Below are 26,857 nucleotides of genomic sequence, written 5' to 3'. Positions count from 1 at the left end.
TTCGCGCCCGCTGGGCGAGCTCTTGGTAGGTCAGCCGGTCGCCCTCGAATACCAGGGCTGTGGCGTCGGGGGTGCGTTCTGCCTGTTCGAAGACCAGGCCGTGCAGGGTCCCGCCTGGATGCTCCCGGTCGGTGGCGTTCCAGCGGGACACCACCAGCTCCCGCTCCTCCGGCGGCAGGAACTCCAGCTCGCCCACCGGTGTCTCCGGCCCTGCCACGATCGCCCGCAGCAGCGCCTCGAACCGCCGCGACAGCCGCTCGATCGTCTCCGGCAGGAACAGCTCGCTGTTGTAGACGAACCGCCCCGTCAGCCCTTCGCCGGCCTCGGTGACGTACAACTCCAGATCGAAGCGGGTGGTCGAGGTGTCCAGCTCGAAGCCCTCACCGCCGGCCCGGTAGTTCTGCAGGGCGAGCAGCACCTGCAACTGCGGCCTGCTGACGTCGCGCACCGGGTCCAGCTCCGCCACCAGCTTCTCGAACGGCAGCTCCTGGTGCCCGTAGACCTCCAGCGCCGCGTCCCTGGTACGGCGGAGCAGCTCGGCGAACCCGGGATCGCCTCCCAGCCTGGCCCGCATCGGCAGCAGGTTGACGAACAACCCCACCACGGACTCGAACTCCGGCCTGCTCCGCCCGGCCACCGGCGAGCCCACCACGAAGTCGGCCGCGCCCGACCACCGGCCGAGCAGGACCTGGAAGGCGGCGAGCAACGCCATGTACAGCGTCGCCCCCTCGCTCTGGGCCAGCCCACGCAGCCGTCCTGTCACCTCCGCGTCCACCGAGAGATCGCACCAGCCGCCCTTCATCCCCTGGACGGGAGGGCGCGGCAGGTCGAGCGGCAGGTCCAGCGGCGCCACCCCGGCCAGCTCAGCGCGCCAGAACGCCAGATCGCGCTCCAGCACGTCACCGGTCAGGCGCTCCCGCTGCCACAGCGCGTAGTCGCCGAAGCCGATCCCTGGCGGAGGGCCAGGGTCGTTCAGCAGCTCGCGCAGGATCAGGTCGGCGGACCAGCCGTCGGTCACGATGTGGTGGGCGGCGACAAGGAGCGCGTGGTCGTCGGGGGCGAGCCGTACCAGGAGGGCGCGCAGCAGCGGCCCCGTGGCCAGGTCGAACGGCAGAGCGAGCTCGGCGCCGAGCAGTCGCCTGGCCTCCTCCTCCGACGCCGCGTCCACGACCCGCAGCGGCACCCGCGACGACGCGGCGACGCGCACCTCTGGCCGGCCGTCCGGCCCGGCGGGAAAGGTCATCCGCAGGCTCTCGTGCCGCGCCACCGTGGCGTCGAGCCGCTCCCGCAGCAGCGCCACGTCGACGGTTTCGCGCAGCCGGGCGGAGGCGGGCAGCACGTACGCCCCCGTGCCGGGAGCGAACTGCTCCATGAACCAGAGGCGCTCCTGCGCGAACGAGAGCGGCGGCGCCACCCCGCCGGGCCGGCGCGCGATCGGCTGCTCGGTGTTCAGCCCGGTCACGGCCTTGCGGAAGCGCGCCTCGAGCCGGGCCCGCCGCTCATCCACGCGCGTTCGCCTCCTCGCCGCCGCCGGTCTCACCGGAACCGGTCCCGTCGCTGTCGGTCCGGGCGTCGCCCGCCTCGTCGAACTCCGCCTCGGCCAGCCGTTCGAGCGCGGCGGCCAGGTCACGCGGGGTGGGGTGGGTGAAGGCCAGCTTCAGCGGCACGTCGAGCTCGGCGGCGGCCGCGATCCTGGCCGTGGTCCTGGTGGCCAGCAGCGAGTGGCCACCGAGCTGGAAGAAGTCGTCCAGCGCGCCCACCCGCTCCAGCCCGAGCACCTCGGCCCACACCGCGCACACCAGCTCCTCGGCCGCCGTCGCGGGCGACTCGTACCCGGTGGCGGCGCGCCGCTCGGGCGTGGGCAGCGCGTCCTGGTCGACCTTGCCGCCGGGCGTGAGCGGGATCCGGTCCACCAGGACGATCGCCCCCGGCACCATGTGCGGCGGCAGCTCCGCGCCCAGGTGCTCGCGCAGGGCGGCCTCCAGGCCCGAATCTCCGGCCGCGCCCGGCACGGCGTAGGCGATCAGGCCGCCGTCGCGGACCACCACGGCCGCCTGGGCCACCGCGGGATGCGACAGCAGGCAGGACTCGACCTCACCGGGTTCCACCCGGTAGCCGCGCACCTTCGCCTGCCGGTCGAGCCTGCCCAGGATCTCCAGCCGGCCGTCCAGTCGGAAGCGGGCGCGGTCGCCTGTCCGGTAGCGGCGCGTGCCGCCGGGACCGGGCAGGAAACGCTCGGCGGTCAGCGCGGGCGCGCCCCGGTAGCCGCGGGCCAGGCCCGCCCCGCCGATGTACAGCTCGCCCGCCACACCCGGAGGGACGGGTCCGCCGTCGGGGGCGAGCACCTCCAGCGTGGTGCCCGACAGCGGATGGCCCACGGTCGGGCGCCGCTCGGACTCCGACGGGTCCAGCTCGGCGGCGGTCGCGATGACCGTCGTCTCCGTGGGGCCGTAGCTGTTGACCACGCGGGCGCCCTGTGGCCCTGACGCGTACCAGGCGGCCAGGGCGGGGCCGGGAAGCGGGTCGGCGCCGAGAATGAGCAGCCGGAGCTCCGGCGGCCAGGCGGCGCCGGCGGCGAGCAGTTCCTGCCAGTAGGAGGTGGGCAGGTCCATGACGGTCAGCGCGGCGCCCGCGGGGGTCTTCAGGAAGTCGGGCAGCGGCTCGTCCGGGCACAGGACCAGCTCGGCGCCCGCCGCCAGCGCCGGGTAGATCTCCTCCGCGTGCGTGTCGAAGCTCGCCGACGCGAACTGCAGGACGCGGTCGCCGGGTCCGACGTCGTAGGCGGCCCGCATCCAGTCCACCCGCGCGGCCAGCGCCTCGCGGGGCACCTCGACGCCCTTGGGCCGTCCGGTGGAGCCAGAGGTGTAGATCACGTAGGCCAGTGACCTGGGGTTCGCGGCGAGTCCCGCGACGTCCTCGCCTGGATCGCCGAGCGAGACCATCGGCAGGTCGCACTCCAGCAGGCCGTCCTCCGACAGCAGCACCTCGGCCCCTGAGTCCCGCAGCATCCACCGCAGCCGCTCGGCCGGGTAGGCGGGGTCCAGGGGCAGGTAGGCGCCGCCCGCCCTGCCCACGGCCAGCATCCCGGCGATCAGCTCGACCGAGCGGCGGGCGCACAGGCCCACCACGGTCTCCGCTCCCACGCCCGCCTCGACCAGCCGTCCGGCCAGCCGTGACGCAAGCGAGGACAGCTCCGCGTACGTGAGGCTGCGCGAGCCCTGGGTGACCGCGACCGCGGACGGCGACAGCCGTACCCGCTCCTCGAACAGCTCGACCACGTCGCGCGCCGCGCTCTCGGCGGCGGGCCCTGCCTCCGGCAGCCGGTCCTCCGGCAGCGTCATCGCGGCCCGCAACGCCGACAGCGACGCCTCAGGGGAGTCGGCCACCGTCTCCAGCACCCGCTCCCACCTGCGCAGCAGCCGGGTCGCCGTCTCCTCGTCGAACAGGTCGGCGGCATAGGACAGCAGGGCGTACAGGGTGCCCTCGCGCTGGGTGACGTCCAGCATCAGGTCGAACTTGGCCTGTGCCGCGCCAGGGTCGAAGACCTCCACCTCGATTCCCGGCAGCGGCAGCGCGGACGCGTCCTTGTCCTGGATCACGAACATGGCCTGGAACAGCGGCGTCGTGCTCAGGTCACGGCGAACGCCGAGGTCGTTGAGCAGGCGTTCGAAGGGGATGTCCTGGTGGGCGAAGGCGTCCAGGACCGTCGCCTTGGTGCGGGTGAGCAGGTCACGGAAGGACGGGTCGCCCGACAGGTCGCCGCGCAGCACCAGCGTCTCGGGGAAGAAGCCGACGACGTCCTGCAGCTCGGGCCGGTCGCGCCCGGCGATCACCGAGCCGACCGCGACGTCGTCCTGTCCGGAATGCGCCCACAACAGCGTCTGGTAGGCGGCCAGCAGCACCATGAACAGCGTGCACCGCTCGTCACGGGCCAGCCGCTCCAGCCGAGCGGTCAGCTCGGCGCCGATCCTGCGCACCTTGTAGTCGCCGCTGGGCGTGCGCACCGCCGGCCGCGGCCGGTCCACCGGCAGTTCGAGCGGCTCCAGCCCTGCCAGTTGCGCGCGCCAGTAGTCGAGGTCGCGCTGCGAGGGCTCACGGGAGCGCTGCCACGCCGCGAAGTCGCGGTAGTCCAGCGACGGCTCAGGCAGGTCCGCCCGGCCGCCGCGCGACGCGGCCGCGTAGGCGCTGACCAGCTCGCCGAGCAGCAGCTTCAGCGACCAGCCGTCGGCCACGATGTGGTGCAGCACCAGGCAGAGCACGTGGTCGGTGTCCGACAGCGCCAGCAGGTGCACCCGCACCAGCGGCCCCGCGGCCAGGTCGAACGGGGTGTTCGTGAGCTCGGCGACCAGCGTCGTGGCCCGCCCCTCCCGCTCGGCCGCGGGGACGTCGCCCAGGTCCACGATGACCGGTTCGAGCTTCATCGACGGCTCGACCACCTGCACCGGTCTGCCCTCGTCCGCGGGAAAGCGCGCCCGCAGCGTCGGATGCCGCGCCACCAGCGTGTCCAGGGCGTGCCCGAGCGCCTCGATCGAGAGCCGACCGCGCAGCCGCTGCACCATGAACATGTTGTAGGAGGCGTCGGCCGGATCCAACCGCTGCAGGAACCACAGCCGCTCCTGCCCGTAGGACAGCGGCGCGGGGCCGTCCGGGTCGGGGCGCGGCGGGATGCCCGCCGCGCGCACCGGTGCCTGCCGCCGGAGCCTGCGCTCCAGCGCCGCGCGCTGTTCCGGGCTCAGCCGCGCCAGCCGTCCCCGCATGTCGCTCATGCGTCCGCATCCTCCACAGGGTCCTCCGCCAGCAGCGCGTCCAGCTCGGCGTCGCCGAGCTGCAGTTCCAGTACGGCCAGCGCCTGCTCGGCCACCGTGGTCAGCTCGAAGCAGACCCGCAGGTCCATCTCGATCCCGTAGACCTCCCTGTACCGGGTGACCAGCAGCACCGCCAGCAGCGAGTGCCCGCCCAGCTCGAAGAAGTCGTCGTCCACGCCCACCCGGTCGCGGCCCAGCAGCTCGCCCCAGAGCGCGCACAGCTCGGCCTCGAGCGGCGTGCCAGGCTCGGCGTAGGCGGTGCCGAGGTCGGTGCGGCCAGGCCCGGTGGGCGCCGGCAGCGCGGCCCTGTCGAGCTTGCCGCTCGGCCCCAGCGGGAACTCCGACACCTGCACGAACGCCTGCGGCAGCAGCGGCGGCGGCAGCTTGCGGGCCAGCGTGGTGCGCATGGCGTGGGCCAGCTCGTGCGACTCGCCCGACCAGTCCACGTACGCGACCAGCCCGCGGCCGCCTGGAGCGTCGTCGCGCAGCGCCACCACGGCCCGCCGCACACGCGGGTCCTCGGCCAGCGCCGCCTCCACCTCGCCGGGCTCGACCCGCCAGCCGTGTACCTTCACCTGGTCGTCGATCCGGCCGAGGAACTCCAGCTCGCCGTCGGGCCGCAGCCTGGCCAGGTCGCCGGTGGCGTACAACCGGGAGCCCGGCGGGCCGTAAGGGTCGGGCACGAACCGCTCGGCCGTGAGACCGGGGCGGCCCGCATAGCCGCGGGCGACCTGGACGCCGCCGATGTGCAGGTGCCCGGGCACGCCGACGGGCATCGGCTCCAGCCGCTCGTCGAGCACGTGCAGGCGGCAGCCCGGCATCGGGCGGCCGATCGGCAGCGTGGCGCGTCCCTCGACGTCCTCGCACTTCCAGGCGGTGACGTCGACGGCCGCCTCGGTCGGGCCGTACAGGTTGTGCAGCTCGACGCCGGGCAGCCGTTCGAAGAAGCGGGCCGCCATCCGCGGCGTCAGCTCCTCGCCGCTGCACACCACGCGCCTCAGCGACGTGCACGACTCGATGCCGGGCTCCTCCAGGAACAGCGCCAGCATCGAGGGCACGAAGTGCATCGTGGTGACGCCGTGCCGCTTGATCAGGTCGCGCTGGTGGTTGGGGTCGCGGTGACCGCCGGGGCGGACCGGCACCAGGCTCGCGCCCTGGACCAGCGGCCAGAAGAACTCCCACACCGACACGTCGAAGCTGGTCGGCGTCTTCTGCATGACCACGTCGGACGCCGTGAGCTCGAACCTGTCCTGCATCCAGGCGAGCCGGTTGACGATCCCGCGATGGGAGTTGACCACCGCCTTCGGCCGGCCGGTCGAGCCGGAGGTGTAGATCAGGTAGGCGGCGTCGTCGGGGCCGGTGACCGGGTCCAGGTCGTCGGACGGCTCGTCGAAGTCGTCCTCCAGGAGCACCGGCTTGACCGAGCCCCCTGGCAGCGCCTCGCGCAGGTGCCGCTGCGTCAGCAGCACCCTGGCGCCGCTGTCGGACAGCATGTACGCCAGCCGGTGCCGCGGGTATTCGGGGTCGAGCGGCACGTACGCGCCGCCCGCCTTGAGCACCGCGAGCAGCGCCACGACCAGCTCGGGCGAGCGCTCGGCGCAGACCGCGACGGGGTGGCCGCGCCCGACCCTGATCTTCCGCAGCCAGCGGGCCAGCCGGTTGGCGCGGGCGTTCAGCTCGGCGTAGGTCAGGGTGGTGTCGCCGAAGACGACGGCGGGCGCGTCGGGTGTGGCAGCCGCCTGCGCCTCGACGAGCGCGGACAGCGTGGTCTCCGGTCGCTCGAGCTCCCCGCCCGCGCCGAGCGCGAGCACGTGCTCCCGCGCCTCGGGCGTGAGCACCGGCAGCGTCCCCACCGCCTGGTCGGGGTCGGCGACCGCGGCCTCGACCAGCGTGCGCAGCTGGTCGTCGAACCGCTCGATCGTCTCGGGGTCGAACAGGTCGGTGGCGTACTCCAGCCGGGTGTGCAGCCTGCCGTCGCGCATGTTCAGGTCGAGCTGGATGTCGACCTTCGCGGTGCCGTTGGCGATCTGCCCCTCGTTGGTGCCGCTGGCCAGGTTGAACATCACCTGGTACAGCGGCGGCACGCTGAGGTCCCTGGTCGGCTGTAGGTCCTCCACCAGCCGCTCGAACGGCAGCTCCTGGTGGTCCAGCGCCTCGGCCACCGTGGCGCGCACCCGTGTGGCCGCCTCGCGGAAGCTCGGCGAGCCCGACAGGTCCACGCGCAGCGGCACCGCGTTGACGAACATCCCGATGACCGGCTCGGTCTCCGGCAGCAGGCGCCCGGCGATCGGGGTGCCCACCACGATGTCGTCCAGGCCCGACCAGCGCGACAGCACGGCCGCGTAGGCGGTGAGCATCACCGTGAACAGCGTCGTGTTGAGGTCCTTGGCGAGCCGCTCCAGCCGGGAGCTCAGCTCGGGGGAGTAGGCCCCGAGCCGCATCTCTCCCCGATAGGTACGGCGGGCCGGACGCGGCCGGTCGCCGGGCAGACCCAGGTCGGCCGGGACACCGGCGAGCCGCTGCCGCCAGTGTGCCAGCTCCTTCTCCAGGAACTCGCCGGTCAGGCGACCGCGCTGCCACACCGCGAAGTCGGCGAACTGGATCTGCAGCTCCGCCAGCTTGGGCGCCCTGCCCTCGCCGATCGCGTCGTAGCACTCCTCCAGCTCTTCGACCAGGATCATGCTGGAGACGCCGTCGAACACGGTGTGGTCGAAGACGATGACCAGCCTCAGGTCGTCGTCGGCCATGCGGACCTGCCTGGCCCGCCACAGCGGCGCCTGCTCCAGCACGAACGGCGCCGCCGCGTCAGCCCTGGCCAGCCGCTTGAGCTCCGGCTCCCGCTCGGCCGCGGGCAGGTGGGTCAGGTCGGTCTCGGTGACCGAGGCCGGCGGGGCGGAGCCGGTGACGATCTGCGTGACCTGACCGTCCCTGAACTCGAACGTGGTCCGCAGCGCCTCGTGCCGACGCACCACCAGGTCGATCGCCTGCTCCAGGCGGCGCGGATCCACCGGCTGCCTGGCGGTCATCGGCATGAGCATGCCGATGTTGTAGACGGCCAGGTCGGGTTCGAAGCGGGCCAGGAACCACATGCGCTCCTGGCCGGAGGATGCGGGGAAGGCGTCGCTCACAGAACGCTTCCTCCGTCCATGGCCTCACGCAGGCTCTTCGGCCGCATGTCGGTCCAGACCTGCTCGATGTGGGCAAGGCACTCGTCCTTGGTGCCGGAGAAGCCCGCGTCGTGCCAGCCCGCGGGGTTCTCCCTGCCCGCCGGCCAGATCGAGTACTGCTCCTCGTCGTTGAGCACGACCTTGACGTCGCTCACTGCTCGCTCCTTCGCGGAAGCCGTGGGATGGTCTGACCGGCAGGATCGGCGGCGGGGGCGCGCCTGGCCTCGTCGATGAGCGCCGCGACCCCCGCCACGGTCGGCTCCTCGAACAGGCTGCGCATGGGCAGCCGCACGCCCAGTTCCTTGCGGATGAGGGCGATGAGCTGGACCGCGATGAGCGAGTTGCCGCCCAGTTCGAAGAAGTCGTCGTCGATGCCGATGTGCTCGCCGCCGAGCACCTCGCCCCAGAGCCTGGCGATCGTGGTCTCCACCTCGCCGCGCGGCGCGACGTAGCCCTCGCCGGGGGATCTGGCCTGGCGATCGGCGACGGCCGCGGGATCGAGCTCGGACTCGACCGTCTCCTGCGTCAGCGAGCCGACGCCGGCTATCAGGTCGGCGACCGGCGTGGCCGCCACCACGACCTGCGGGCCCAGCGGTGCGGCCAGCAGCCTGCGAAGCGCCTGCGCCCCTTCCGCGGGCCTGATGCCGACGGCGTCCTCCGGGGCGGCCGCCACCGTGCTCCCCTCGCGCTGGGAGTCGGCGTTGGCGACGACCCCCGCGACGACGGAGTCGGTGTCGATGCGGCGCAGCACGTAGTCCGAGATCTGCACCAGCACCGTGCCGTCGGGCGCGATGAGCGTCACGTCCACGGCCAGCACCTCGTCGGTGTCGCTGGCGGTGATGCGCAGGTGGCTCCAGAACGCCTCGGGCAGGCGGTCCCGCACGGTGATCCGGCCGTAGCCGAGCGGCAGGTAGTGACCCTCGACCTCCACCCAGCTGAACGAGGTGGCGCTGTCCATGAGGGCCGGGTGCAGCCCCCACCGGTCCAGGTCCTCCAGCACCACGTCGTCGGCTTCGAACAGGCCGAGCGCCTCGTGCCGGCCGACGTGCGCGCTGCTCAGGTTCCTGCCCCAGTGGGCGCCCAGCGTCAGCAGGCCCGACAGCGGAACCCCACCCTGGCCGTCAGGCGACAGCGCGCAGCGGTCCATGATCGTCCGCAGGTCCACGCGGTCGACGGCGCCCGGGTTCACCTTGGCCGCCACGCCGCGGGCGTGGGTGCGGTGGGAGTCGCCGACGATGCTCTGCACCTGGAACTCGGCGCCGTCGGACTCGGGCGTGAACATCACCCGCACTTCGGCGGTCGCGCCGTCGGCCACCGACAGCGGCTCGACGAAGACCACGTCCCGCAGCTCGATCAGCCCGTCGCCGGGCAGTACCGCCTCGGCGGCGGTCCTGGCCAGCTCGACGTGGCCGGTGCCGGGCAGCACCGGCACCTCGGAGATGCGGTGCTCGTCCAGCACCCAGTGGGTCTGGGGAGACAGGGTGCCGCTGCACCAGTCGAGGCTCTCGCCCTCGTGCCTGGCGTTGATCACGGGGTGGTCGATCGCCTTGATCCGGTCGCCGCGCTGCAGGGCGACGAACCCCGCGGGTGCCGCCGTCTCCGCGGCCATGCCGACTTCCAGCCACTTGCCCCAGTTCACGCTGACGAGCTGGGCGGTGTTCCAGCCGCGCCCTGCGCGTGCGTGCGCGTCGAGGAAGTTGTTGGCCGCGCAGTAGTCGATCTGCCCGAACCCGCCGGCCACCGCGGTGATCGACGAGCAGAGCACCACCGCCTCGAGCTCGAGATCGCCGAAGGCGGCCTGGAGCGCGAGCGTGCCGAGCACCTTGGGCCGCAGCACGGCCTCGGCCGCCTCGCGCTCCTTGACCTCGGCCATGCCGCCGCCGGGCAGGCCCGCCGCGTGCACGAGCACGTCCACCCGGCCGAACGCGGCCAGCGTCTCGTCCCTGACCCGCCGCATGTCGGCGGCGTCGGTGACGTCGGCGGCGAAGCACAGCACCTGCGCGCCCGCCTCCTCCATCCGGCGGATCGCCGCCGCGGCCCTGGCCTCGCGCGCCGAGCGCGGCGGCCCGTCCTGCAGGCCGCCGCGCGAGAGCAGCACCAGCCGCACCCGCGCCCGCGCGGCCAGGTCCTCGGCCAGCGAGATGCCGATGCCGCCCAGACCGCCGGTGATCACGTACACCTGGCCGTCGCGCGGCTCGCCCGGCTCCTCGGCCACCTCCAGCTGCTCGTAGCCGAGCAGCCAGCGCCGGCCTCCACGCAGTCCGACAGGAGCCAGCAGCCCCGCCTCGCCAGGCTCGGCCTGCCTGCCCAGCTCGGCCGCCGCGCCCCTGACCCAGTCGGTCCCCGCGACGTCGATCTGCCGCACGCGCAGCCACGGCGTCTCCAGCGGCACCACCCGCGCGAACGCCGCGAGCGTCGCGTGCTCGGGCCTGGTCAGGTCGTCGCCGACGACGTCCATCGTCCCCGTGGTGACCAGATCGAGCTGGACGCCGCCCGCGGGCTGCGCCGCCGACAGCGCCTGCACCAGGGCCAGGACGCCGAAGAAGCCGTGCTCCTGCGCCTCCCACGTGTCCTGCGCGCCTGCCGTCGCCCACGCGTGGACGATCCGCTCGGGCACCTCGCCGACCGCCTCCAGCAGGGCGTCGTAGTCCTCCCGTACGGCCGGCCGTACCGTGAACCGGTCGCCGTCGGCGGTGAAGCCGGCGCCCTGCCGTACCTCCAGCACCTCGGCGCCCGACGCGCGCAGCGCGGCGGCCAGCGCGGCCGAGTCGTCGTCGACGAACGCCAGGCACCGTGTCACCGGCTCGGGGCGGGACGGCCCCGGCGACGCCTGCCGCCAGACCGGAACCCCGTACCACCGCTCGGGCGGCAGGTTGCCCTGCACCTGCTGGGCCCTGGCGACGCCGCCGACCCACGCGCCCTGCGGGTCGGGGTCGATCCAGGCGCGCTGCCGCTCCCACGCGTAGCCGGGCAGCGACACCCGGTAGCCCGGGGCGCCGAAGTCGCCCAGCTCGACGCCGTTCACCCACAGCGCGCCCACGGCCTGCGAGAACACCTGCACGTCCCCGGCCTTGTCGCGCGGCCCAGGCAGCGACGGCAGCGGGCCGACCGCGCCGGCCGGCAGCTGGGCCTTGGCCAGCCCGGACAGCTGGCGGCCAGGCCCGCACTCGATCATGATCCACTCGCCGTCGGCGATCAGGTTCGCGACGCAGTCGCCGAAGCGCACCGGCTCCCGCACGTGCCTGGCCCAGTACGACGGGTCGGTGGCCTCGGCGGCGGTGATCCACGTGCCGCTCACGTTCGACAGGAACGGCAGGCTCGGCGCGCTCAGCTCGGTCGCCGCGACCAGCGCGCGGAACTCGCCGAGCATCGGCTCCATCATCGCCGAGTGGAAGGCGTGCGAGGTGCGCAGCGCGGTGCAGCCGACGCCCTCCTCCTCCAGCATCTCGGCCAGCTCGCGCACCGACGCCGACGGCCCTGCCACCACACACGTGCCGGGGCCGTTGACCGTCGCCACCGACACGTCGTCGGGCAGCAGCGGCGCGACCTCGTCCGGCATGAGCTGCACGGCCAGCATCGAGCCGGTCGGCATGCCCTGGATGAGCCGCCCTCGCGCCTCCACCAGGCGCAACGCGTCCGGCAGCGTGAACACGCCGGCGATGGTCGCGGCCACGTACTCGCCGATGCTGTGCCCGATCATCGCCGCGGGCTCGACGCCGAGCGAGAGCCACAGCCTGGCCAGCGCGTACTCGACGGTGAACAGCGCCGGCTGGGTGAGCGAGGTCTGCCGCAGCCGCTCGTCGGCCTCCTCGCCGGTGGCGAAGATCTGCTCCCTGATGTCCAGGATCGCCGAGCACTCGTCGACGGCCTCGCGGAAGACGGGCTCGTTCTCGTACAGCTCGGCCGCCATGCCGCCGTACTGCGCGCCCTGGCCGGAGAACAGGAACGCCACCTGCGGCGCCCGCTTCGGCTTGCTCCCCGAGACGATCCGCTTGGGGTCGGCCAGCGCGGCGATCGCGTCGGCGGGCGAGGTCGCCACCACCGCGGCCCTGCTCTTGAGCTCGCGCCGGCCCACCCGCAGCGTGAACGCCACGTCGGCCAGGTCGGCGTCCGGGTGCTCGGCGAGGTGGGCGGCCAGCCGCTCCCGCGCCGCGGCGAGCGCGGCGTCGGTCCTGGCCGACAGCTTCAGCAGGTGAGCGGGCCGCTCGCGGGGGAGCGCCGCCCGCGGCGGAGCCTCCTCGAGTACGGCATGCGCGTTGGTCCCGCCGATGCCGAAGGAGCTGACGCCCGCGCGGCGGGGGAAGCCGTTGCGCTCCCACTTGACCGGAGTGGAGACCACGTAGAACGGGCTCGACGGGAAGTCGATCTTCGGGTTGGGGCTCTCGTAGTGCAGTGTCGGCGGGATCAGCCCCTTCTCCAGGGACAGCACCGCCTTGATCACGCTGGCCACGCCCGCGGACTGCCCGAGGTGGCCGATGTTGCTCTTGACCGAGCCGATGCCGCACCACTGGGTGTCGCTCGTGTCCCGCGCGAACACGCTGGACAGCGCCGCCACCTCGATCGGGTCGCCGAGTGCGGTGCCCGTGCCGTGCGCCTCGACGTAGGTGACCGTGCGCGGGTCCACGCCGCCCACGCCGAGCGCCTGGGCGATGACCGCGGCCTGGCCGTCCATGCTCGGCGCGGAGAAGCCCACCTTGCCCGCGCCGTCGTTGTTGATCGCGTTGCCGCGCACGACCGCGCGGATGTTGTCGCGGTCGGCGATCGCCTCCGACAGCCGCTTCAGCACGATCACGCCGCCGCCGCTGCCCCAGATCGTGCCGCCCGCGTTGGCGTCGAAGGGGCGGCAGTGGCCGTCGGGGGAGACGATGCCGTCCTGGTCGTAGACGTAGCCCTGACCCTGCGGCAGGTCGAGCATGGCGGCTCCGGCCAGCGCGATGTCGCACTCGCCGTTGCGCAGCGCCTCGCACGCGATGTGCAGCGCCACCAGCGCCGTCGAGCACGCGGTGTGCACGGTGTAGCTGGGACCGCGCAGGTCGAGCTTGTAGGAGGCGAGCGTGGCGCAGTAGTCGACGTGGTTGCCGACCATGATGGCCAGCCATCCGGCGTTGGCGTGCGCCTGGGCGTTGCTGCGGATGTTGATCCACTGGTAGAAGTCCGAACCCGACCCGGCGTAGACGCCTATCTCTCCCGGGTAGCGGAACGGGTCGTAGCCCGCGTCCTCCAGCGCCGTGTGCGACAGCTCGAGGAACAGCCGGTGCTGCGGGTCGCGAACCTCGGCCTCCCTGATCGACATGCCGAAGAACGCCGCGTCGAAGCCCTGATGGTCGTCCATCACCATCGCCGCCGGCACGAAGGCCGGGTCGGCGAGCGAGCTCTCGGACACGCCCAGCGCCCGCTGCTCGTCCAGCGTGTAGGTGGTCAGCGACTCCACGCCGTCGGCGAGGTTGCGCCAGAACTGCTGCGCGTCACCCGCTCCAGGGACCCGGCACGACAGGCCGATGATCGCGATCGGCTCAACCGTGGGCTCGTCGGTCATGCGCCCTCCCTGTGTGATTGATGACCTGGACAAGCTCGGTCATGGGGTCGTCCCTTTCTCGGTTCGGTTCCTCAGCCGGTCTCGCCGCACGGCGAGGCGGCGGGCCGCCCTGTCCAGGCCGGGGCTGCCGCCCCCGCCGTCGAGGTGGGCGGCGAGCGAGCTGATCGTGGGGTGGCGGAACAGCTCCACGATCGGGATGTCACGGCCGGTCGCGGCCTTCAGCCGCGCCTGGACGGCGGCGATGGCGAGCGAGTGGCCGCCGATCTCGAAGAAGTTGTCGTCGGGCCCGAGCCGTGGCACGCCCAGGACGGCGTGCCACACCTGGGCGACCACCTTCTGCGTGGGCCCGTCCAGATGGCTGTCGCCCTTGGCCGTCTCGGCGGCCCGCGCGGGCCGGCGGCGCAGTGCGTCCCTGTCCACCTTGCCGTTGGGCGTGAGCGGCAGCGCGGGCAGCAGCACCACCTCGCCGGGGACCGCGTGCTCGGGCAGGACGCGGCGGAGCTGCTCCAGCACCCGGTGCGCGGTCAGTCCCGGTCTGGCGGGCACCACGTAGCCGGTCAGCGTCCCGCCCTCCGCCAGGGCGGCGGGCACGGCCGCGGCGGCCCGCACGTCCTGGCAGGCGGCCAGGGCGGCCTCCACCTCGCCGAGCTCCACCCGGAAGCCGCGGACCTTCACCTGGTCGTCGGCGCGGCCGGCCGGGGTCACGGTGCCGTCGGGGTTGAGCCTGCCGAGGTCACCGGTGCGGAACCTGTCGCCGTCGAAGCGGTCCTTCGTGAGCTCCTGGTCGAGGTAGCCGGTGGAGAGGTGGCGGCTGCGCACCACCACCTCGCCCAGCTCGCCCACCGCGGCGCGGCGGCCGTCCGGGGCGAGGACGAGGATCTCGCTGCCCTCGACCGGCCGGCCGATGGGCACCGGGTCCGCCGTGGGCTCGCCCAGCTCGTACCACGCGTGGGCCTGCGGCGTCTCGGTGGTGCCGTAGAAGGCGACCAGCCTGGCACCCGGCACGAGCCGCCGGAGCCTGGCGGCCTCGGCCCAGATGAAGCGATCGCCGCCCACGCCGACGAGCCTGACGGCGGGCAGCGTGGTGCCGGTGCCCGCCAGCATGGCGGCGAGTTGCGGTGTCAGGTGCAGGACGGTGATCGCGTGCTCGGCCAGCCACGCGGCCAGCCGTACCGGGTCGCGGAGGAGCTCCTGTTCGGGGACGGACAGCGTCGCGCCCGCTCTGACCGGGACGAACATGTCGCGCAGCGCCGGATCGTGGCCGAGTCCCGACAGCAGCGCGAACCGGTCCTCCGGCGTTATCCCGAACGTCCTGACGTACCAGTCGGCGAAGTGGGCGAGCGGGCGGTCCGTGGTGACGACCGGCTTGGGGTCGCCGGTGGTGCCCGACGTCAGCGACAGGTAGCCGCGCTCGGCGTGGATCGTGGCGTCCTCCTCGTCGGTGAGGACGATCTCGGGCAGCCCCTCCAGGCCGGGCGCCAGCTTGATCACCGCCCGCGCCCCCGCCGCCTGCCTCTCCTGTACGGCGGGCGGATGGGCGGAGTCGACGACCAGCCACCGCGCCCCCGAGGCGAGCACGCCGAGCAGCAGCCCCGGCAGCTCCGGCACCCTGGACGCCAGCACGGCCACCGTCTCGCCGGGCCGTACCCCAGCGCGCCTGATGGCCGCCACGGTCCTGCGCCGCAGGCTGCCGTAGGCGTCGCCGTCCAGCAGCCCAGGGCCGTCCCAGCCGGGAAGCTCGGGCTCAGGGGCCTGCGGCTCACGACGTCCGGTCAGCAGCTCGCCGAGCAGGTCCACGTAGCCCTTGAGCATCGCGTCCATGCGTTCGGCCGAGTACAGGTCCGGGTTGTAGACCAGTTCGAGCGCGTAGCCGTCGGCGCGCTCGCTCACGTACATGGTCAGGTCGAACAGCGCGCCGGGCAGCCCAGGCCGCAGCGGCTCGCTCGCGCAGCCCGGCAGGTCCAGCCGCGCCTCGGCGAAGTTGTACATGTTGAACAGCACCTGCGTGACCGGGTTGCGGCCCAGGTCGCGCGGCAGGCGCAGCAGCTCCATCAGCGGCGTCAGCGGCACGTCCCTGTGCCTGATGGCCGCGTTGAGCTCCCTCGCGCATGCCGTCACCTGCTCGTCGAACCCGTCCTTGGGCCGCAGCCGCAGCGGGAGGATCTGCACGCACATGCCCACCAGCCGGTCGAAGGCCACGTGCGGCCGGTCCGCGTACGCCGCGCCGATCACCAGGTCGTCGCGGCCCGACAGGCGAGCCAGCTGCAGGCCGAAGGCGGCCAGCAGCACCGAGTAGGGCGTCGCGCCCAGCCTGGCCGCCAGCGCGCCTACCTGGCCGGCCGTCGCCGCGTCCAGTCCCGCGCGGCAGGCCGCTCCCCTGAACGTCTGCTCCGGCGGCCTGGCGTGGTCCCTGGGCAGGTCGAGCACCAGCGGCGCGTCGTTCAGGTGGTCGCGCCACCAGGTGAGGGCGCCGCCGCCCTGCTCGCGCAGCCAGCGCACGTAGTCGGCGAAGCCGTGGCCCGGCTCGACCAGTGAGTGCCCGCGGTAGGCGGCCGCCAGGTCGCGGTACAGGACGTCCTGGGACCAGCCGTCGAAGACCAGGTGGTGGACGGTCAGGCAGAGGACGTGGTCGTCGGGTGCCAGCCGGATCAGCCTCGCCCGAAGGAGCGGCCCCGCGGCCAGGTCGAACCTCGCCCGCGCCTCGGCCTCCAGGAGCCCGGCGAGATCCTCCGCGTCGGCGAGCTCGTCGACCGGGAGCTGGACCTCGTACGGCGGCGCCACCGACACCTCGGGCATCCCGTCACGCGAGGCGACCCGCCAGCGCAGCACCTCGTGCGCGGTCACGACCGCGGTCAGCGCGCTCCTCAGCGCCGCCGGGTCCAGCGGGCCGCGGACCCGCTCGGCCATCGCGATGTTGTGCGCCGTCGAGCCTGGCGCGAGCTGCTCCACGAACCACATCCGGCGCTGGGCCGGTGACAGGGCCGCTGGGCTGCCGGTGGGCGGGGCGTCACCGGTGTCGAGCGGCGCCCGCTCGACCAGGGTGTTCAGCCCGCCGAAGGTGCGCGCCGCGTAGACGTCCTCGACGGAGACGTCCCTGCCGAGTTCCGCGCGGACCGCGGCCACCAGGCGCATCGCCCGCAGCGAGTGGCCGCCGTGCTCGAAGAAGTCGTCCTCGTCGCCGGGGACGGGCGCGTCGAGCACGCGGGCCCAGATCCCGGCCAGCCCGCCGGCCTCGCCCACCTCTTCGGCCCGATCGGCCCGATCGGCCTGCGCCGTCCCGCCGGCGCTCGGCCGCGCCTGCGCCGTCCCGGCCTGGGCCGCCGCCTTGAGCGCCGCCAGATCCACCTTGCCCGAGGCGTTCAGGGGCAGCATGGCCAGCCGTACCAGCCTGCTCGGCAGCATGTACGGCGGCAGCCGCACCGACAGGTCCGCGCGCAGGGCCGCCAGGTCGGGCGCGTCCTCCGGCGTCACGTAGGCGACCAGCTCGCCCGCGAAGTCCACGACCGCCTGCAGCACTCCCGGGTGCGCCCGCAGCGCCGACTCGACCTCGCCGATCTCCACCCGCTGCCCCTGGACCTTCACCTGCCGGTCGAGGCGGCCCATGAACGAGATACGGCCGTCGTCCTCCCACGCCACGTGATCGCCCGTCCGGTACAGCCGCGCCCCGGGCTCGGCCGAGAACGGGTCGGGCACGAAGCGCTCGGCCGTCAGGCCTGGGCGGCCGAGGTAGCCGCGGCTGACCTGAGGGCCTCCGATGAACAGCTCGCCCGGCACGCCCGGCGGGCACTCGTTCAGGTCGTCGTCCAGGATGTGCGCCCTGCAGCCGCCCAGCGGACGCCCGATCGGCAGCGGGCGCTCCCACACGCCGTCGAACGCGCCGCCGACCACGCACACCGTCGACTCGGTCGGGCCGTACCAGTTGTGGAAGCGCGCGTGCGCCGACCAGCGCGCCACCTGCTCGGGGCCGGGCGGCTCGCCCGCCGTCACGAGATCCAGCAGGTGCGGCAGCCGCGCGGGATCGACGAGCGGCAGCAGCGCCGGAGGGATGAACCCCCAGGTGACCTCGTGCTCCTCGAGGAAGCGCTGCAACCTGGCGGGGTCCACCCTGTCCTCGTCGGGCACGAGCTGCACGCATCCGCCCGCGGTGAGAGGAGCCAGCATGTCCATCACCGAGACGTCGAACCCGAGGGCGGAGAAGGCGATCGAGCGGCAGGACCCGTCCAGGCCGAAGTGCGCGACGGTCGCGGTGGCGAAGGCGACGGCGCTGCGGTGGCTGACGACCACGCCCTTAGGCCGGCCCGTAGACCCCGAGGTGTAGAGAACGTACGCGGCGTTCCCCGCCACGGCCGGTCCCGCCGTGGCGCTGTCGCCTCCTGTGCCGTCCGTTCCGGGGCGCGCTCCTAGGCCGTGCGCTCCGGCGCCGTGGGATGCGGAGCCGCCGGCCCCTGTGCCGTCGGCCGCGACGAGCGTGCGGCCGCAGCCGTCGAGCAGCTCCCTGCCGGCTCCGTCCACGACGACCACGGCGATCCCGGCGTCGTCGAGCACCTCTTCGAGCCGCCTGCGCGGATGCCCCGGGTCCAGCGGCACGTACGCGCCGCCGGCCAGCAGCACGCCCAGCACGGCCACCGGCATCAGCGGCGTCCGCCGCGCGCACAGGCCCACGCGCGTCTCCGGACCCACCCCGAGCTCGGCCAGCCGCGCCGCCAGGCGTGCCGCGCGCGCGACCAGCTCGGCGTACGTCAGCGTGGCGCCCCACTGCCGGATCGCCGGCGCGTCGGGCGTCCGCGCGGCCTGCGCCAGGATCAGGTCGCTCAGCAACCCGTCCGGTGGCGTGTGCGCGGGCCCGTGCGTCCAGCTCGTGCCGAGCGAGGTCAGCGTCATCCTGCGGCCTCCACGCGATGCGGTTCCGTCTGGCCCTGCCGTACCGTTTCGAAACGCAGGCGGAAGCGGGGGGAACGCACGGCGACCGCGCCGATCGCCCGTCCCAGCGGCAGGTGCGTCACCTGCCACTCCGCCAGCCTCGCCACCTCGGGCGCCGCCTCGGGAACCCACGTCGCCCCCGGCTGCTGCCCCGCGAACCCGAACAGCGCGGGATCCACCCGCAGCCCGTCCCCGCTCGCCTTGAGCACTGCTTCCTTGGCCGTCCACGTGCGCAGCGCGCTCTGCAGCCGCAGCTCCTCGGGCAGCGCCGCGAACTCGGCCGCCTCCCGCTCGTCGAGCGCGCCCTCGCAGAACGCCTGCTCGTTGGCAAGCGGGCGGATCCGCTCGACGTCCGCGCCCACCTCGCGGCCCCAGGCCAGCGCCACCAGCACCAGCCCGCCCGACTGGCTCATGCTGAACGTCAGGTCCGTCCCCGTGTACGGCTTGCCGCCTGGCTTGATGCGCAACTCCTCGACGCCGGTCTCGACGCCGTAGTCGCGCAGCAGCCGCCTGAGGACCACCGAGCGGCCCACGTACCAGTCCTTGTGCTCCTGGCGCCGGAACCTGGCGGCCCGCGCCGCCTCCTTGGGCGACAGCTCGCCGACCGCCGCGCACGCCTCGGGCAGCCGCGCGAGGTCGGCCAGCCAGACGTGCACATCGTCCTCGCCGGGCTGGTCCGGGGTGCCCGTGCCGTGGAAGTCCTCGGCGATCGCCCTCGCCACCTGCTCGCCGTGCGTGTTGAGGAAGAGGTGGCCCGCGTCGAGCGTGTGGAGGCGGAACCCGGAGGAAGTGTGGCGGGCCCAGCCGAGCATCGACGGGTCAACCACTTCGCGGTCGTGCGCGCCGGCGAAGGCGACGATCGGGTGCGACAGGGGGGCCTGCCGCGTGTGGCGGTAGCCGCGCAGCCACGCCATGTCGGTACGGAGCGCGGGGACGAGCAGCGCCTTGACCTCGGGCTGCGACCGTAACTCCGTGGGCGCGCCGAGCCGGTGGATCACCTCGTCGAGGAGTTCCTCGTCGTCCAGGCTGGTCCACCGGGCGAGCGTCTCCTGGCGCTCCGGCGGGTGCGCGGCGCCGACGTAGAGGCGCAGGGGCGGGTGCGCGCCGAGCCGCCGTAACTCGCGGACCACCTCGAAGGCCAGCCGCGCGCCCATGCTGTGCCCGTAGATCGCGTACGCCGGGCCGGCGACAGGGGGGAGGTGGGCGGCGATGGAGCGGGCGATGGATTCCGGGGCGAGTGCCCCGGGCCTCGCGATCCGGCCATCACGGCCGGGGAGCATCACCACCCGCACGTCGAAGGCGCCCTCGAAGGCATGCCGCCACGCCCAGAAGGCGGAGACGTCGCCGCCGGCGTAGGGGATGCAGAACAGCAACGGAGCGCCGGGCAGGGATCGCGTCAGCGAGGCGAACGGTGGATCGAGTAGCACGTCATCCTGTCGCATTGCTACGCGAAGTCACCCCCAGACGGATCCGTCAGCCCATGCGAGGTCGTCGCACGAACAGCGGAGTACGGGATCGCTCGTGCAGGGTTTCGTCCTGCCGAGGATCGGTCAGCGCCAAGCCACGCCCTTCCTATTATTTCGTCCGAAACTCAGTCAAGGGGTGAAGTTTCAAGCAATGTCTAAATATTGATTTCGGGCATTGTGACAAATTGGACATTCAATTGTCTCGAAACGAACAAGATCGAGGTCATGGGGGGTTTCGGTTGGGGCGAGGTCTGACGGTTGGGGCGCTGCGCTCCTGGTGCGACGTTGTATCGGACACTCCCTGTCACGGTGGATCACCAGGAGGATATGACCGAAACGAGTGTTCCGGTCCCTTACTTTCGGGCAACGGACGCCCGAATCGACCTGTGGAGTCGATTTTTGGTCAACCAATGTGTCAAACAGGGCATAAGTGCTGGCTGGCGCGTTACCGGCGCGTTTACCAGGAGAAATGGCGCGTTCCATTCCGTCCGGTCAGGTGCTCAGTCCGTGATCGACCTGACCGGTCGCCTGCCGCCGCCGGGCCGGCAGGCGGCTCGGCGGCGCGACCGTGACGGGCAACTCTGCTTTCCTGTTCGTGCAGGACGACGTCGCTCGCCGGCCACCAGGAGGCTCGATGACGCTGGAAAAGCATCCAGGCATGTGGACCTACGATCCCGAGGCCGAGGCGGCCTACATCTACCTGCGCGGGCCGATCGCGCCCGGCGGGGTGGCCAGGACGGTCCCCGTGGACCACGCGATGGTGAACCTCGACCTGGACGAGGACGGTCAGGTGATCGGCATCGAGATCGTCGCCGCCTGGCCGGCGAAGGAGGCCTGAGGCGGGTCGAACGCTCTCCTGCGGCTCGGGCCGGTCACGCGGTGGCGGGGACGTCGTCCGGGGCTCGGAGTGGTCACGCGGTGGCGGGGACGTCGTCCGGAGCTCGGAGCGGTCACGCGGTGGAGGGCAGGACGTCGTCAGCGATCCGCTGGAGTTGGCTCGCGAGCCGCTCGGGCGGGAACAGCCAGAGCCCCAGGGAGTCGGCGCCGGCGGCGCGCAGCTCCAGGAGCCGGTCCCGCACCCTGTCGGGGGTGCCGGCCACCGCGAACTCGTCGATCCAGGCGTCCTCGACGACGGGGGGCTCGCCGTCCGCCAGGCCCGCGATCCGCTCCCGTACCTCGGCGCCGTGCTTCGACCGCGTGACCAGCGCCGTGTGGGACTCCGCTCTGAGGAAGAAGCCGACGGCCTCCCGTGCGGACTCCCGCGCCACCTGCTCGTCGTCGGACACCGAGGCCAGGACGAACGCCGTGATCGGCGGGGCCGGCCGGTCCGCGGCGGCCGACCGCTCCCTGGCCCAGGACACGTACGAGGGGCCGGCGAGAACGGACAGCAGGATCCCGTCGGCGACGGCCCCCGCGGCTCGGAGCGCGCGCTCGTTGACGGCGCCGATCCACAGCTCGGGCGGCCGCTCCGGCGGGAACTCCAGTCGGATCCCGGCGAACTCGTGCGTGCTCGTCCGGCGGTCGACGGCGGCGCCGTTCAGAAGCTCCCGAACCACAGCTCGCCGAAACCGAGCCGCTCGGCGAGCGCCGCGCCCCCGGTCAGTTCCTCCGGCGGCGTCAGGCTGCCGAAGACGACCCCGATGTTGCTCGTGTCCATCGTGCTCCCTCCGGATCGGAGGCCAACCGGACGGTGTGCCCACTTGGCATGGAACCGTAACCGGACGGATCGTCCACTTATTCCGAGAGGCGCAGGGCGGTGGCGACCGCCTGGCTCATGGCGCGGTAGCCGGCGTCATTGGGGTGCAGCTTGTCCCCGCTGTCGTAGGCGGGGTCGAGCAGGTCGGGGTCGGACGGCGCGGCCATCGCCCGGTCGAGGTCGGCCACGGCGTCGTACTCACCGGAGGTACGGATCCACCGGTTGAGCTCGTCACTGACGGCCGCCGCGTGCTCGCCCCAGTGGTCGGAGCCCTTGAACGGCAGCAGCGTCGCGCCGATCACCTTGACGCCCCTGGCGTGCGCCTCCCTGATGAGCCGCCGGTGCCCGTCGATCATCTCGCGTGCCGACACGACGGGATTCGGCTTGTAGGTGGGTGTGTCCGACTCGCTGAAGCCGATGTCGTTGACGCCCTCCAGGACGATCACCGTGCTCGCCCCCGGCTGGTCGAGCACGTCGCGACGGAACCGGGCCGTCGACCTCTCCCCGTACCAGGCGGAGTCGTTGAGCACCATGTTCCCGCCGATCCCGGCGTTCAGCACGGGCCGTGGGTCGCCCGCGGCGGCGAGAAGCTCGGCCAGCTCGTCCGGGTAGCGGTTACCGGCGTCGTTCGTGGACCCGAAGCCGTCGGTGATGGAGTCGCCGAAGGCCACCACCGCGCCGCGGCCGCCCGCGCCGCCGATCACGTCGACGCCGGTGAGGTAGTACCACGAGTGCGTGGTCCGGGTGAACGCGGCACCGCCCTGGTCGTCGCGATGGTCGCCGGCCGCGCGGTAGCTGGTGGCGTATGCCTGGGAGTGGAAGGTGGCCGGACCGGTCGTCCCCGCGAAGTACAGGGTGACGGTCAGCGACTCCATGGGTTCGACCTGTAGCGGCACGGGGTCGCTGGCCGCCTGGCCGTGCGCGGGGACGAGCGTCGACCTCGTCCGTCCGAACGTCAGGTGCCGGAGCGAGCCCGGCCGTATCGAGGCGCCGTCGCCCGCGCGGGCGACGGTCGCGCCCGTCAGCCGCAACGGCGAGGTGCCGTAGAGATTGGACAGCCGGACACGGAGCGCCGAGCCGCCGGCGGTCATCCTGACGACCTGCCGCACGCTGTGCTGGGAGAAGCCCTCCTCCGACCAGTTCGGCTCGAACCCCGCGCTCGCCCGTTGCGGCGAGGCGATCCAGCCGGCGGTCCAGCCGCGACCGCCCGCCGCGGCGGTGGGGGCCGCGCTGGAGGCCGGGGTGGTGGCCGTCGCGTGAACGGGGGTGGGGGCGGCCTCGGGTGGCTGTGCGGCGGCGCCCTCGACGCCGACCGCCATCGCGGAGAGCGCGAGCAGCGGAGCGACGAGCAGCCCTGCGCGGATCTTGCGCTTCAGCGGGCTCATGGAGATCTCCTTCGTGGCGGTCCATCTAACGGGGCTGTTTTCCCGTTAAGATGTGAACGACGGTAGCAGAATTAACGGAACTGGAGAACCGTTATGACCGGTGAAGGCGCGGAGCCCGGCACGACCAGGCCTGGAGGCCGCACCGCCCGGGTACGCGCGGCGGTGCTTCAGGCCACGGGGGACGCCCTGGTGGAGAAGGGTTTCGCCGCCCTCGACCTGGCCGACATCGCACGCCGCGCGGACGTGGGCAAGACGACGCTGTACCGGCGCTGGGGAACCACGGCCGCCCTGGTGGCCGACCTGCTGGTCGACATGGCCGAGCAGTCGCTGCCGCGCGCGGACACCGGCACCCTGCTCGGCGACCTCCAGGCCAACGCCCTCCTGGTACGGCGCACGCTGACCGACCCCCGGCAGGGAGAGCTCTTCAAGGCGATGATCACCGCCGCCACCTGCGACGAGAGGACGGCCGCCGCGCTGCACCGCTTCTACGAGATCCGCATCGCGGAATGGGCGCCCTGCGTCGAGCAGGCCGTAGAGCGGGGAGAGGTGCCCGAGGGAACGGACGCGCACGAGGTGATCCGCGCCGTCTCGGCCCCGCTCTACTACCGCCTGCTCGCCAGCGGCGACCCGCTGGACGAGGCGGCCGCCCACCGCGCCGCCGAGGCGGCCACCGCCGCGGCCCGCGCGGGGGTGTACGCCGGCGAGGCGGGGAGGGTTGGATAGGTTTCCACCGCGGACGGGGGTTCGAGGGATCACCTGCACATGGCGACTGCGGTTCCCGATCGGATACGGCCGCATCCGCGTGATCTTTCTGGCCCTGATGTACGTGACTATGGTGATCTAGTTCTGTTGAGGGGCGAAAGGCGAACAATGGCGACGGGCGGGTCCGAGGAGTCTCTGGGAAGCCGGTACGTCCTCGTGGAGGAGATCGGCGCCGGCGGGATGGGAACCGTCTGGCGGGCGCGCAGCCGGGACTCCGGCGAGATCGTGGCGGTCAAGCTGCTGCGCGACGGTCTGGCCGGAGACCAGGACCTGGTCCTGCGGTTCGTCCAGGAGCGCAACGTGATGCGGGCGCTGCGTCACCCCAACGTCGTCACCGTGCGGGACTTCGTGATCGAGGGCGAACGGCTGGCCCTCGTGATGGACCTCGTCGAGGGCGGGGACCTGCGCGCCCTGCTCCAGCGGTCAGGCACGCTGCCCCAGGCGGCGGCGGCCGAGCTCATGGCGCAGGTCGCCGACGCGCTGGCGGCCGCCCACGCGCTCGACATCGTGCACCGCGACGTCAAGCCCGGCAACGTCCTCATCGACGCCGCCACCGGCCAGGCGCGGCTGACGGACTTCGGCGTGGCCCGCATCGTCCACGGTCCCGGACTGACCCAGACCACCTCGGTCATCGGCACGCCGACCTACCTGGCGCCCGAGGTGGCCGACGGCAGCGCCCCCACGCACGCGGTCGACGTCTACGCCGTGGGCCTGATCCTCTACGAGCTGGTCGCCGGGCGGCCGCCGTTCGTCGGCGAGCATCCGATGGCGCTGCTCAGGCAGCACGCGAGCGCGACACCCCGGCGGCTGCCCGGCATGGCCGACGCGCTGTGGGCGGTCGTCGCGGCCTGCGTCGCGAAGAACCCGGCCGAGCGGCCCGGCGCGGCACAGGTCGCGACGGCACTCCGTACGGCGGCGCCGTCGCTGGAGGGGCTGCCCGCGCTGCCCCGCGTCGCCAGGCAGGAGCCCCCCTCCGCCACCTCGAAGCCCCTCCCGGTGTCGGCGGCGTCCGCATCGGGAGCGCCGGTTCCCCCGGTCGCGCCGGGTTCGCCCGGAGGAGCGTCGCGGCCTCTCGTGAGCGCCGAAGAGACCGTCGCCTCGGCTCGGCGCGGGCCTTCCCGCCGGCCGTTGACGGTCGCCCTCGCCGCCGTCGCGGCCCTGGCGCTGAGCGCGGCGGCCGTGGCCTTCGTGGCGCCGTGGCGGGCGCCGGAGGCCGTGGCGAACGCCCCGGGCGCATCCGGCGGGTCGACCGCCGACTCGAAGGCCGACGTGGGGACGGAGGCCACCACCCCGCCTCCGCCGGTCGTGACGACGGAGACGAAGCAGGACAAGACCGGCAGGAACCCCCCGGACCGCTCGGAGACCACGAAGGTGGCGGAGGCGCGGCCGCCGCAGGACCACGACGAGAAGGAGACCGACACCGAGCAGGTGAAGACCACCAAGGAACAACCGCCGGAGACGCCGCGCCCCGAGGAGACGACGTTCGTGGACGGCGATCCGGTGGGAGGGGATCGCCCGGACGGCTCCGCGAAGCCCGACTGGAAGTGCCGCCCGTGGATCTCCGCCGGGCCGGGCACCGACGTGGAGATGTCGCCCTGCATCGCGGTGAAGGGCGACACGATCCTCCTCAAGGGGAAGCTGAGAGGGCCCACCCGGGTGCTCTCCGACATCCACGTCCAGGTGTACGACACGGTCGCCGAACGGGTCGTCTCCCGGCCCTTCATCTGCAAGGGCCGTCCCCTGCCCGGAGGCGGCGGCATCGTGCACTGCGGCCCGCACGCCGCCACGGTCGCGCAGAGCGGTGCCACGCTCGACGTGCGGCAGCGGTGGAGGAGGACGGGAACGATCACGTGGGCAGGCGGTCGCGAGAGTCCCACGATCATCTGGTAGCGCTACGTCCCCGCGATCCGTAGGCGACGAGCGGTCCCACGGCCAGCAGGACGGCCAGGGCGGCGAAGCCGTACCCGAGACCGAAGACGGTCGCCACGCCCGCCACCAGCAGCGGGCCGCCCGCGTCGCCGAGCTCGCGGCCCAGCTCGGCCGACCCCATCGTCTGGCCGAGGCGCTCGTGCGGGGTGGCGGCTGCCAGGGCGGCGAACCCGAGCGGCGTGATCAGCCCTGTGCCCGCGCCGACCAGGGCGGCGGCGGTCAGGATCCCGGGCAGTCCCGGCAGGACCGCGCAGCCCAGTCCCGCGGCGGTGACCAGCAGTCCCGCGGTCAGCCCGGTGCGGGTGGTGAGGCGTCCCGCGTCGAGGGCGCGTCCCGCGGCCGGTTGCACGACGGCGGCGCACGCGGCAAGCAGGGACACGGCCGCGCCTGTCGCCACGGGGTTGAGACCCGCGGCGGCGCCTGAGACGGGCAGGAAGCCGACCCCGACCGACAGCGCGGCGGTCGCGCCCGCCAGGGCGGCGGTCGGGCCGAGAAAGGCGGGGGAGGCGAGCCGCCTGGCCAGGTCGAGCACCGTCTGACGGGCGCGGGGCAGCGGGGGCACGGCCGGAACGGCGACGGCCGACCAGCCCGCGACCGCGAGGCCGAGCACGGCCATGATCGCGAACAGGAGCGACAGCCCGCCCGCCCAGACCACGACCCCGCCGAGCAGTGGTCCGAGCGTGTAGCCGATGGACTTGTAGAACCCGTAGCCGCCGAAGGCGCGGCCGTGCGCGGTGGCCGGGTTGAGCCTGGCGACCAGGGCGGAGGCCGAGGGGGAGAAGGCCGAGGCGGCGGCGCCCTGACCGAGGCGGGCCGCCCACAGCCAGCCGGGGCTGTCGGCCACGGCGTAGAGGGCGGAGGCGGCGGCGAAGGCGAGCAGACCGCCGAGCAGGACGGGGCGGGCGCCGACGCGGTCGGCGAGAGTGCCGAAGACGGGTTTGAGCAGGACCTCGGCCCCGTCGTACAGGGCCAGCAGCCCGCCGAGCACCAGCAGCGAGGTCACCGCGTCGTCGCTGAAGCCGCCCAGGTTGGCGGCGACGCCGTGGGCGCCGAACGCGGTGGTGAACCCGGCGGCGTACAGCGGCCACATGGCGCGAGGACGCCCGCTCACGCCGCGCCCTTCCCGCGCGGGACGGCCGCCCGGCGCCGCGAAGGCTCCGCCGCGGGATCGGTCACCAGGATCGGCCGCCG

Annotated in this window: 13 protein-coding genes; 3 read left to right on the top strand and 10 right to left on the bottom strand. The window is 73.5% G+C overall.

Annotation, left to right across the window (positions count from 1 at the left end):
* The 7 genes from AC3EO4_RS49150 to AC3EO4_RS49120 all read right to left on the bottom strand — a co-directional run.
* A partial coding sequence (locus AC3EO4_RS49150; protein ID WP_431902932.1) for a condensation domain-containing protein occupies positions 1-1,507 on the bottom strand: 1,507 nt, incomplete at its 3' end.
* Positions 1,500-4,766 (bottom strand): amino acid adenylation domain-containing protein, encoded by a 3,267-nt coding sequence (locus AC3EO4_RS49145; protein ID WP_431902931.1) that lies wholly within the window; start codon positions 4,764-4,766, stop codon positions 1,500-1,502. The genes AC3EO4_RS49145 and AC3EO4_RS49150, both read right to left, overlap by 8 nt.
* Positions 4,763-7,933: a non-ribosomal peptide synthetase gene (locus AC3EO4_RS49140; RefSeq protein WP_431902930.1), complete on the bottom strand. Its 3,171-nt coding sequence runs from the start codon at positions 7,931-7,933 to the stop codon at positions 4,763-4,765. The genes AC3EO4_RS49145 and AC3EO4_RS49140 overlap by 4 nt, the downstream gene beginning before the upstream one ends.
* On the bottom strand, positions 7,930-8,127 hold the full coding sequence (locus AC3EO4_RS49135) for an MbtH family protein (RefSeq protein WP_379573123.1): 198 nt from the start codon (positions 8,125-8,127) through the stop codon (positions 7,930-7,932). The genes AC3EO4_RS49140 and AC3EO4_RS49135 overlap by 4 nt, the downstream gene beginning before the upstream one ends.
* Positions 8,124-13,508: a type I polyketide synthase gene (locus AC3EO4_RS49130; protein WP_431902928.1), complete on the bottom strand. Its 5,385-nt coding sequence runs from the start codon at positions 13,506-13,508 to the stop codon at positions 8,124-8,126. Before AC3EO4_RS49130 ends, AC3EO4_RS49135 begins: the two co-directional genes overlap by 4 nt.
* Positions 13,509-13,547: 39 nt before the next feature.
* Positions 13,548-18,389, bottom strand: coding sequence for an amino acid adenylation domain-containing protein (locus AC3EO4_RS49125; RefSeq protein ID WP_431902927.1), 4,842 nt, complete (start codon positions 18,387-18,389; stop codon positions 13,548-13,550).
* A complete protein-coding gene (locus tag AC3EO4_RS49120) occupies positions 18,386-19,855 on the bottom strand; it encodes a thioesterase domain-containing protein (protein WP_431902925.1) in 1,470 nt (489 codons plus the stop codon). The genes AC3EO4_RS49125 and AC3EO4_RS49120 overlap by 4 nt, the downstream gene beginning before the upstream one ends.
* A 673-nt stretch (positions 19,856-20,528) precedes the next feature.
* On the opposite strand from AC3EO4_RS49120, the gene AC3EO4_RS49115 reads away from it, so the two are divergent.
* Positions 20,529-20,732, top strand: a complete 204-nt coding sequence (locus AC3EO4_RS49115; RefSeq protein WP_431902923.1) for a DUF2283 domain-containing protein — start codon at positions 20,529-20,531, stop codon at positions 20,730-20,732.
* 112 nt (positions 20,733-20,844) lie between these two features.
* Here AC3EO4_RS49115 and AC3EO4_RS49110 read toward each other — a convergent pair whose 3' ends face one another.
* Positions 20,845-21,450: an LLM class flavin-dependent oxidoreductase gene (locus AC3EO4_RS49110; RefSeq protein WP_431902922.1), complete on the bottom strand. Its 606-nt coding sequence runs from the start codon at positions 21,448-21,450 to the stop codon at positions 20,845-20,847.
* A 178-nt stretch (positions 21,451-21,628) separates the two neighbouring features.
* Positions 21,629-22,975 (bottom strand): SGNH/GDSL hydrolase family protein, encoded by a 1,347-nt coding sequence (locus AC3EO4_RS49105; protein ID WP_431902921.1) that lies wholly within the window; start codon positions 22,973-22,975, stop codon positions 21,629-21,631.
* Positions 22,976-23,068: 93 nt separating this feature from the next.
* On the opposite strand from AC3EO4_RS49105, the gene AC3EO4_RS49100 reads away from it, so the two are divergent.
* The gene (locus AC3EO4_RS49100; protein ID WP_431902919.1) at positions 23,069-23,698 is read left to right on the top strand and encodes a TetR/AcrR family transcriptional regulator; all 630 of its coding nucleotides are present in this window, start codon (positions 23,069-23,071) and stop codon (positions 23,696-23,698) included.
* A gap of 147 nt (positions 23,699-23,845) precedes the next feature.
* Positions 23,846-25,627 (top strand): serine/threonine-protein kinase, encoded by a 1,782-nt coding sequence (locus AC3EO4_RS49095; protein WP_431902917.1) that lies wholly within the window; start codon positions 23,846-23,848, stop codon positions 25,625-25,627.
* On the opposite strand, the gene AC3EO4_RS49090 is transcribed toward AC3EO4_RS49095, so the two are convergent.
* The gene (locus AC3EO4_RS49090) at positions 25,617-26,777 is read right to left on the bottom strand and encodes an MFS transporter (protein ID WP_431902915.1); all 1,161 of its coding nucleotides are present in this window, start codon (positions 26,775-26,777) and stop codon (positions 25,617-25,619) included. The two genes, AC3EO4_RS49095 and AC3EO4_RS49090, sit on opposite strands and share 11 nt — an antisense overlap.
* Between the last annotated feature and the right edge of the window lie 80 nt (positions 26,778-26,857).

The sequence above is a fragment of the Nonomuraea sp. bgisy101 genome, assembly GCF_057708945.1.
Note: the sequence above shows the minus strand (reverse complement) of the source record. Positions and strands in the feature narration are given on the sequence as shown.

Bases quoted from the DNA above. Each gene is read 5' to 3' on its own strand.
- AC3EO4_RS49145 (WP_431902931.1), bottom strand. From the start codon at position 4,766: ATGAGCGACATGCGGGGACGGCTGGCGCGGCTGAGCCCGGAACAGCGC.
- AC3EO4_RS49130 (WP_431902928.1), bottom strand. From the start codon at position 13,508: ATGACCGACGAGCCCACGGTTGAGCCGATCGCGATCATCGGCCTGTCG.
- AC3EO4_RS49125 (WP_431902927.1), bottom strand. From the start codon at position 18,389: ATGACGCTGACCTCGCTCGGCACGAGCTGGACGCACGGGCCCGCGCAC.
- AC3EO4_RS49115 (WP_431902923.1), top strand. From the start codon at position 20,529: ATGACGCTGGAAAAGCATCCAGGCATGTGGACCTACGATCCCGAGGCC.
- AC3EO4_RS49105 (WP_431902921.1), bottom strand. From the start codon at position 22,975: ATGAGCCCGCTGAAGCGCAAGATCCGCGCAGGGCTGCTCGTCGCTCCG.
- AC3EO4_RS49100 (WP_431902919.1), top strand. From the start codon at position 23,069: ATGACCGGTGAAGGCGCGGAGCCCGGCACGACCAGGCCTGGAGGCCGC.
- AC3EO4_RS49095 (WP_431902917.1), top strand. From the start codon at position 23,846: ATGGCGACGGGCGGGTCCGAGGAGTCTCTGGGAAGCCGGTACGTCCTC.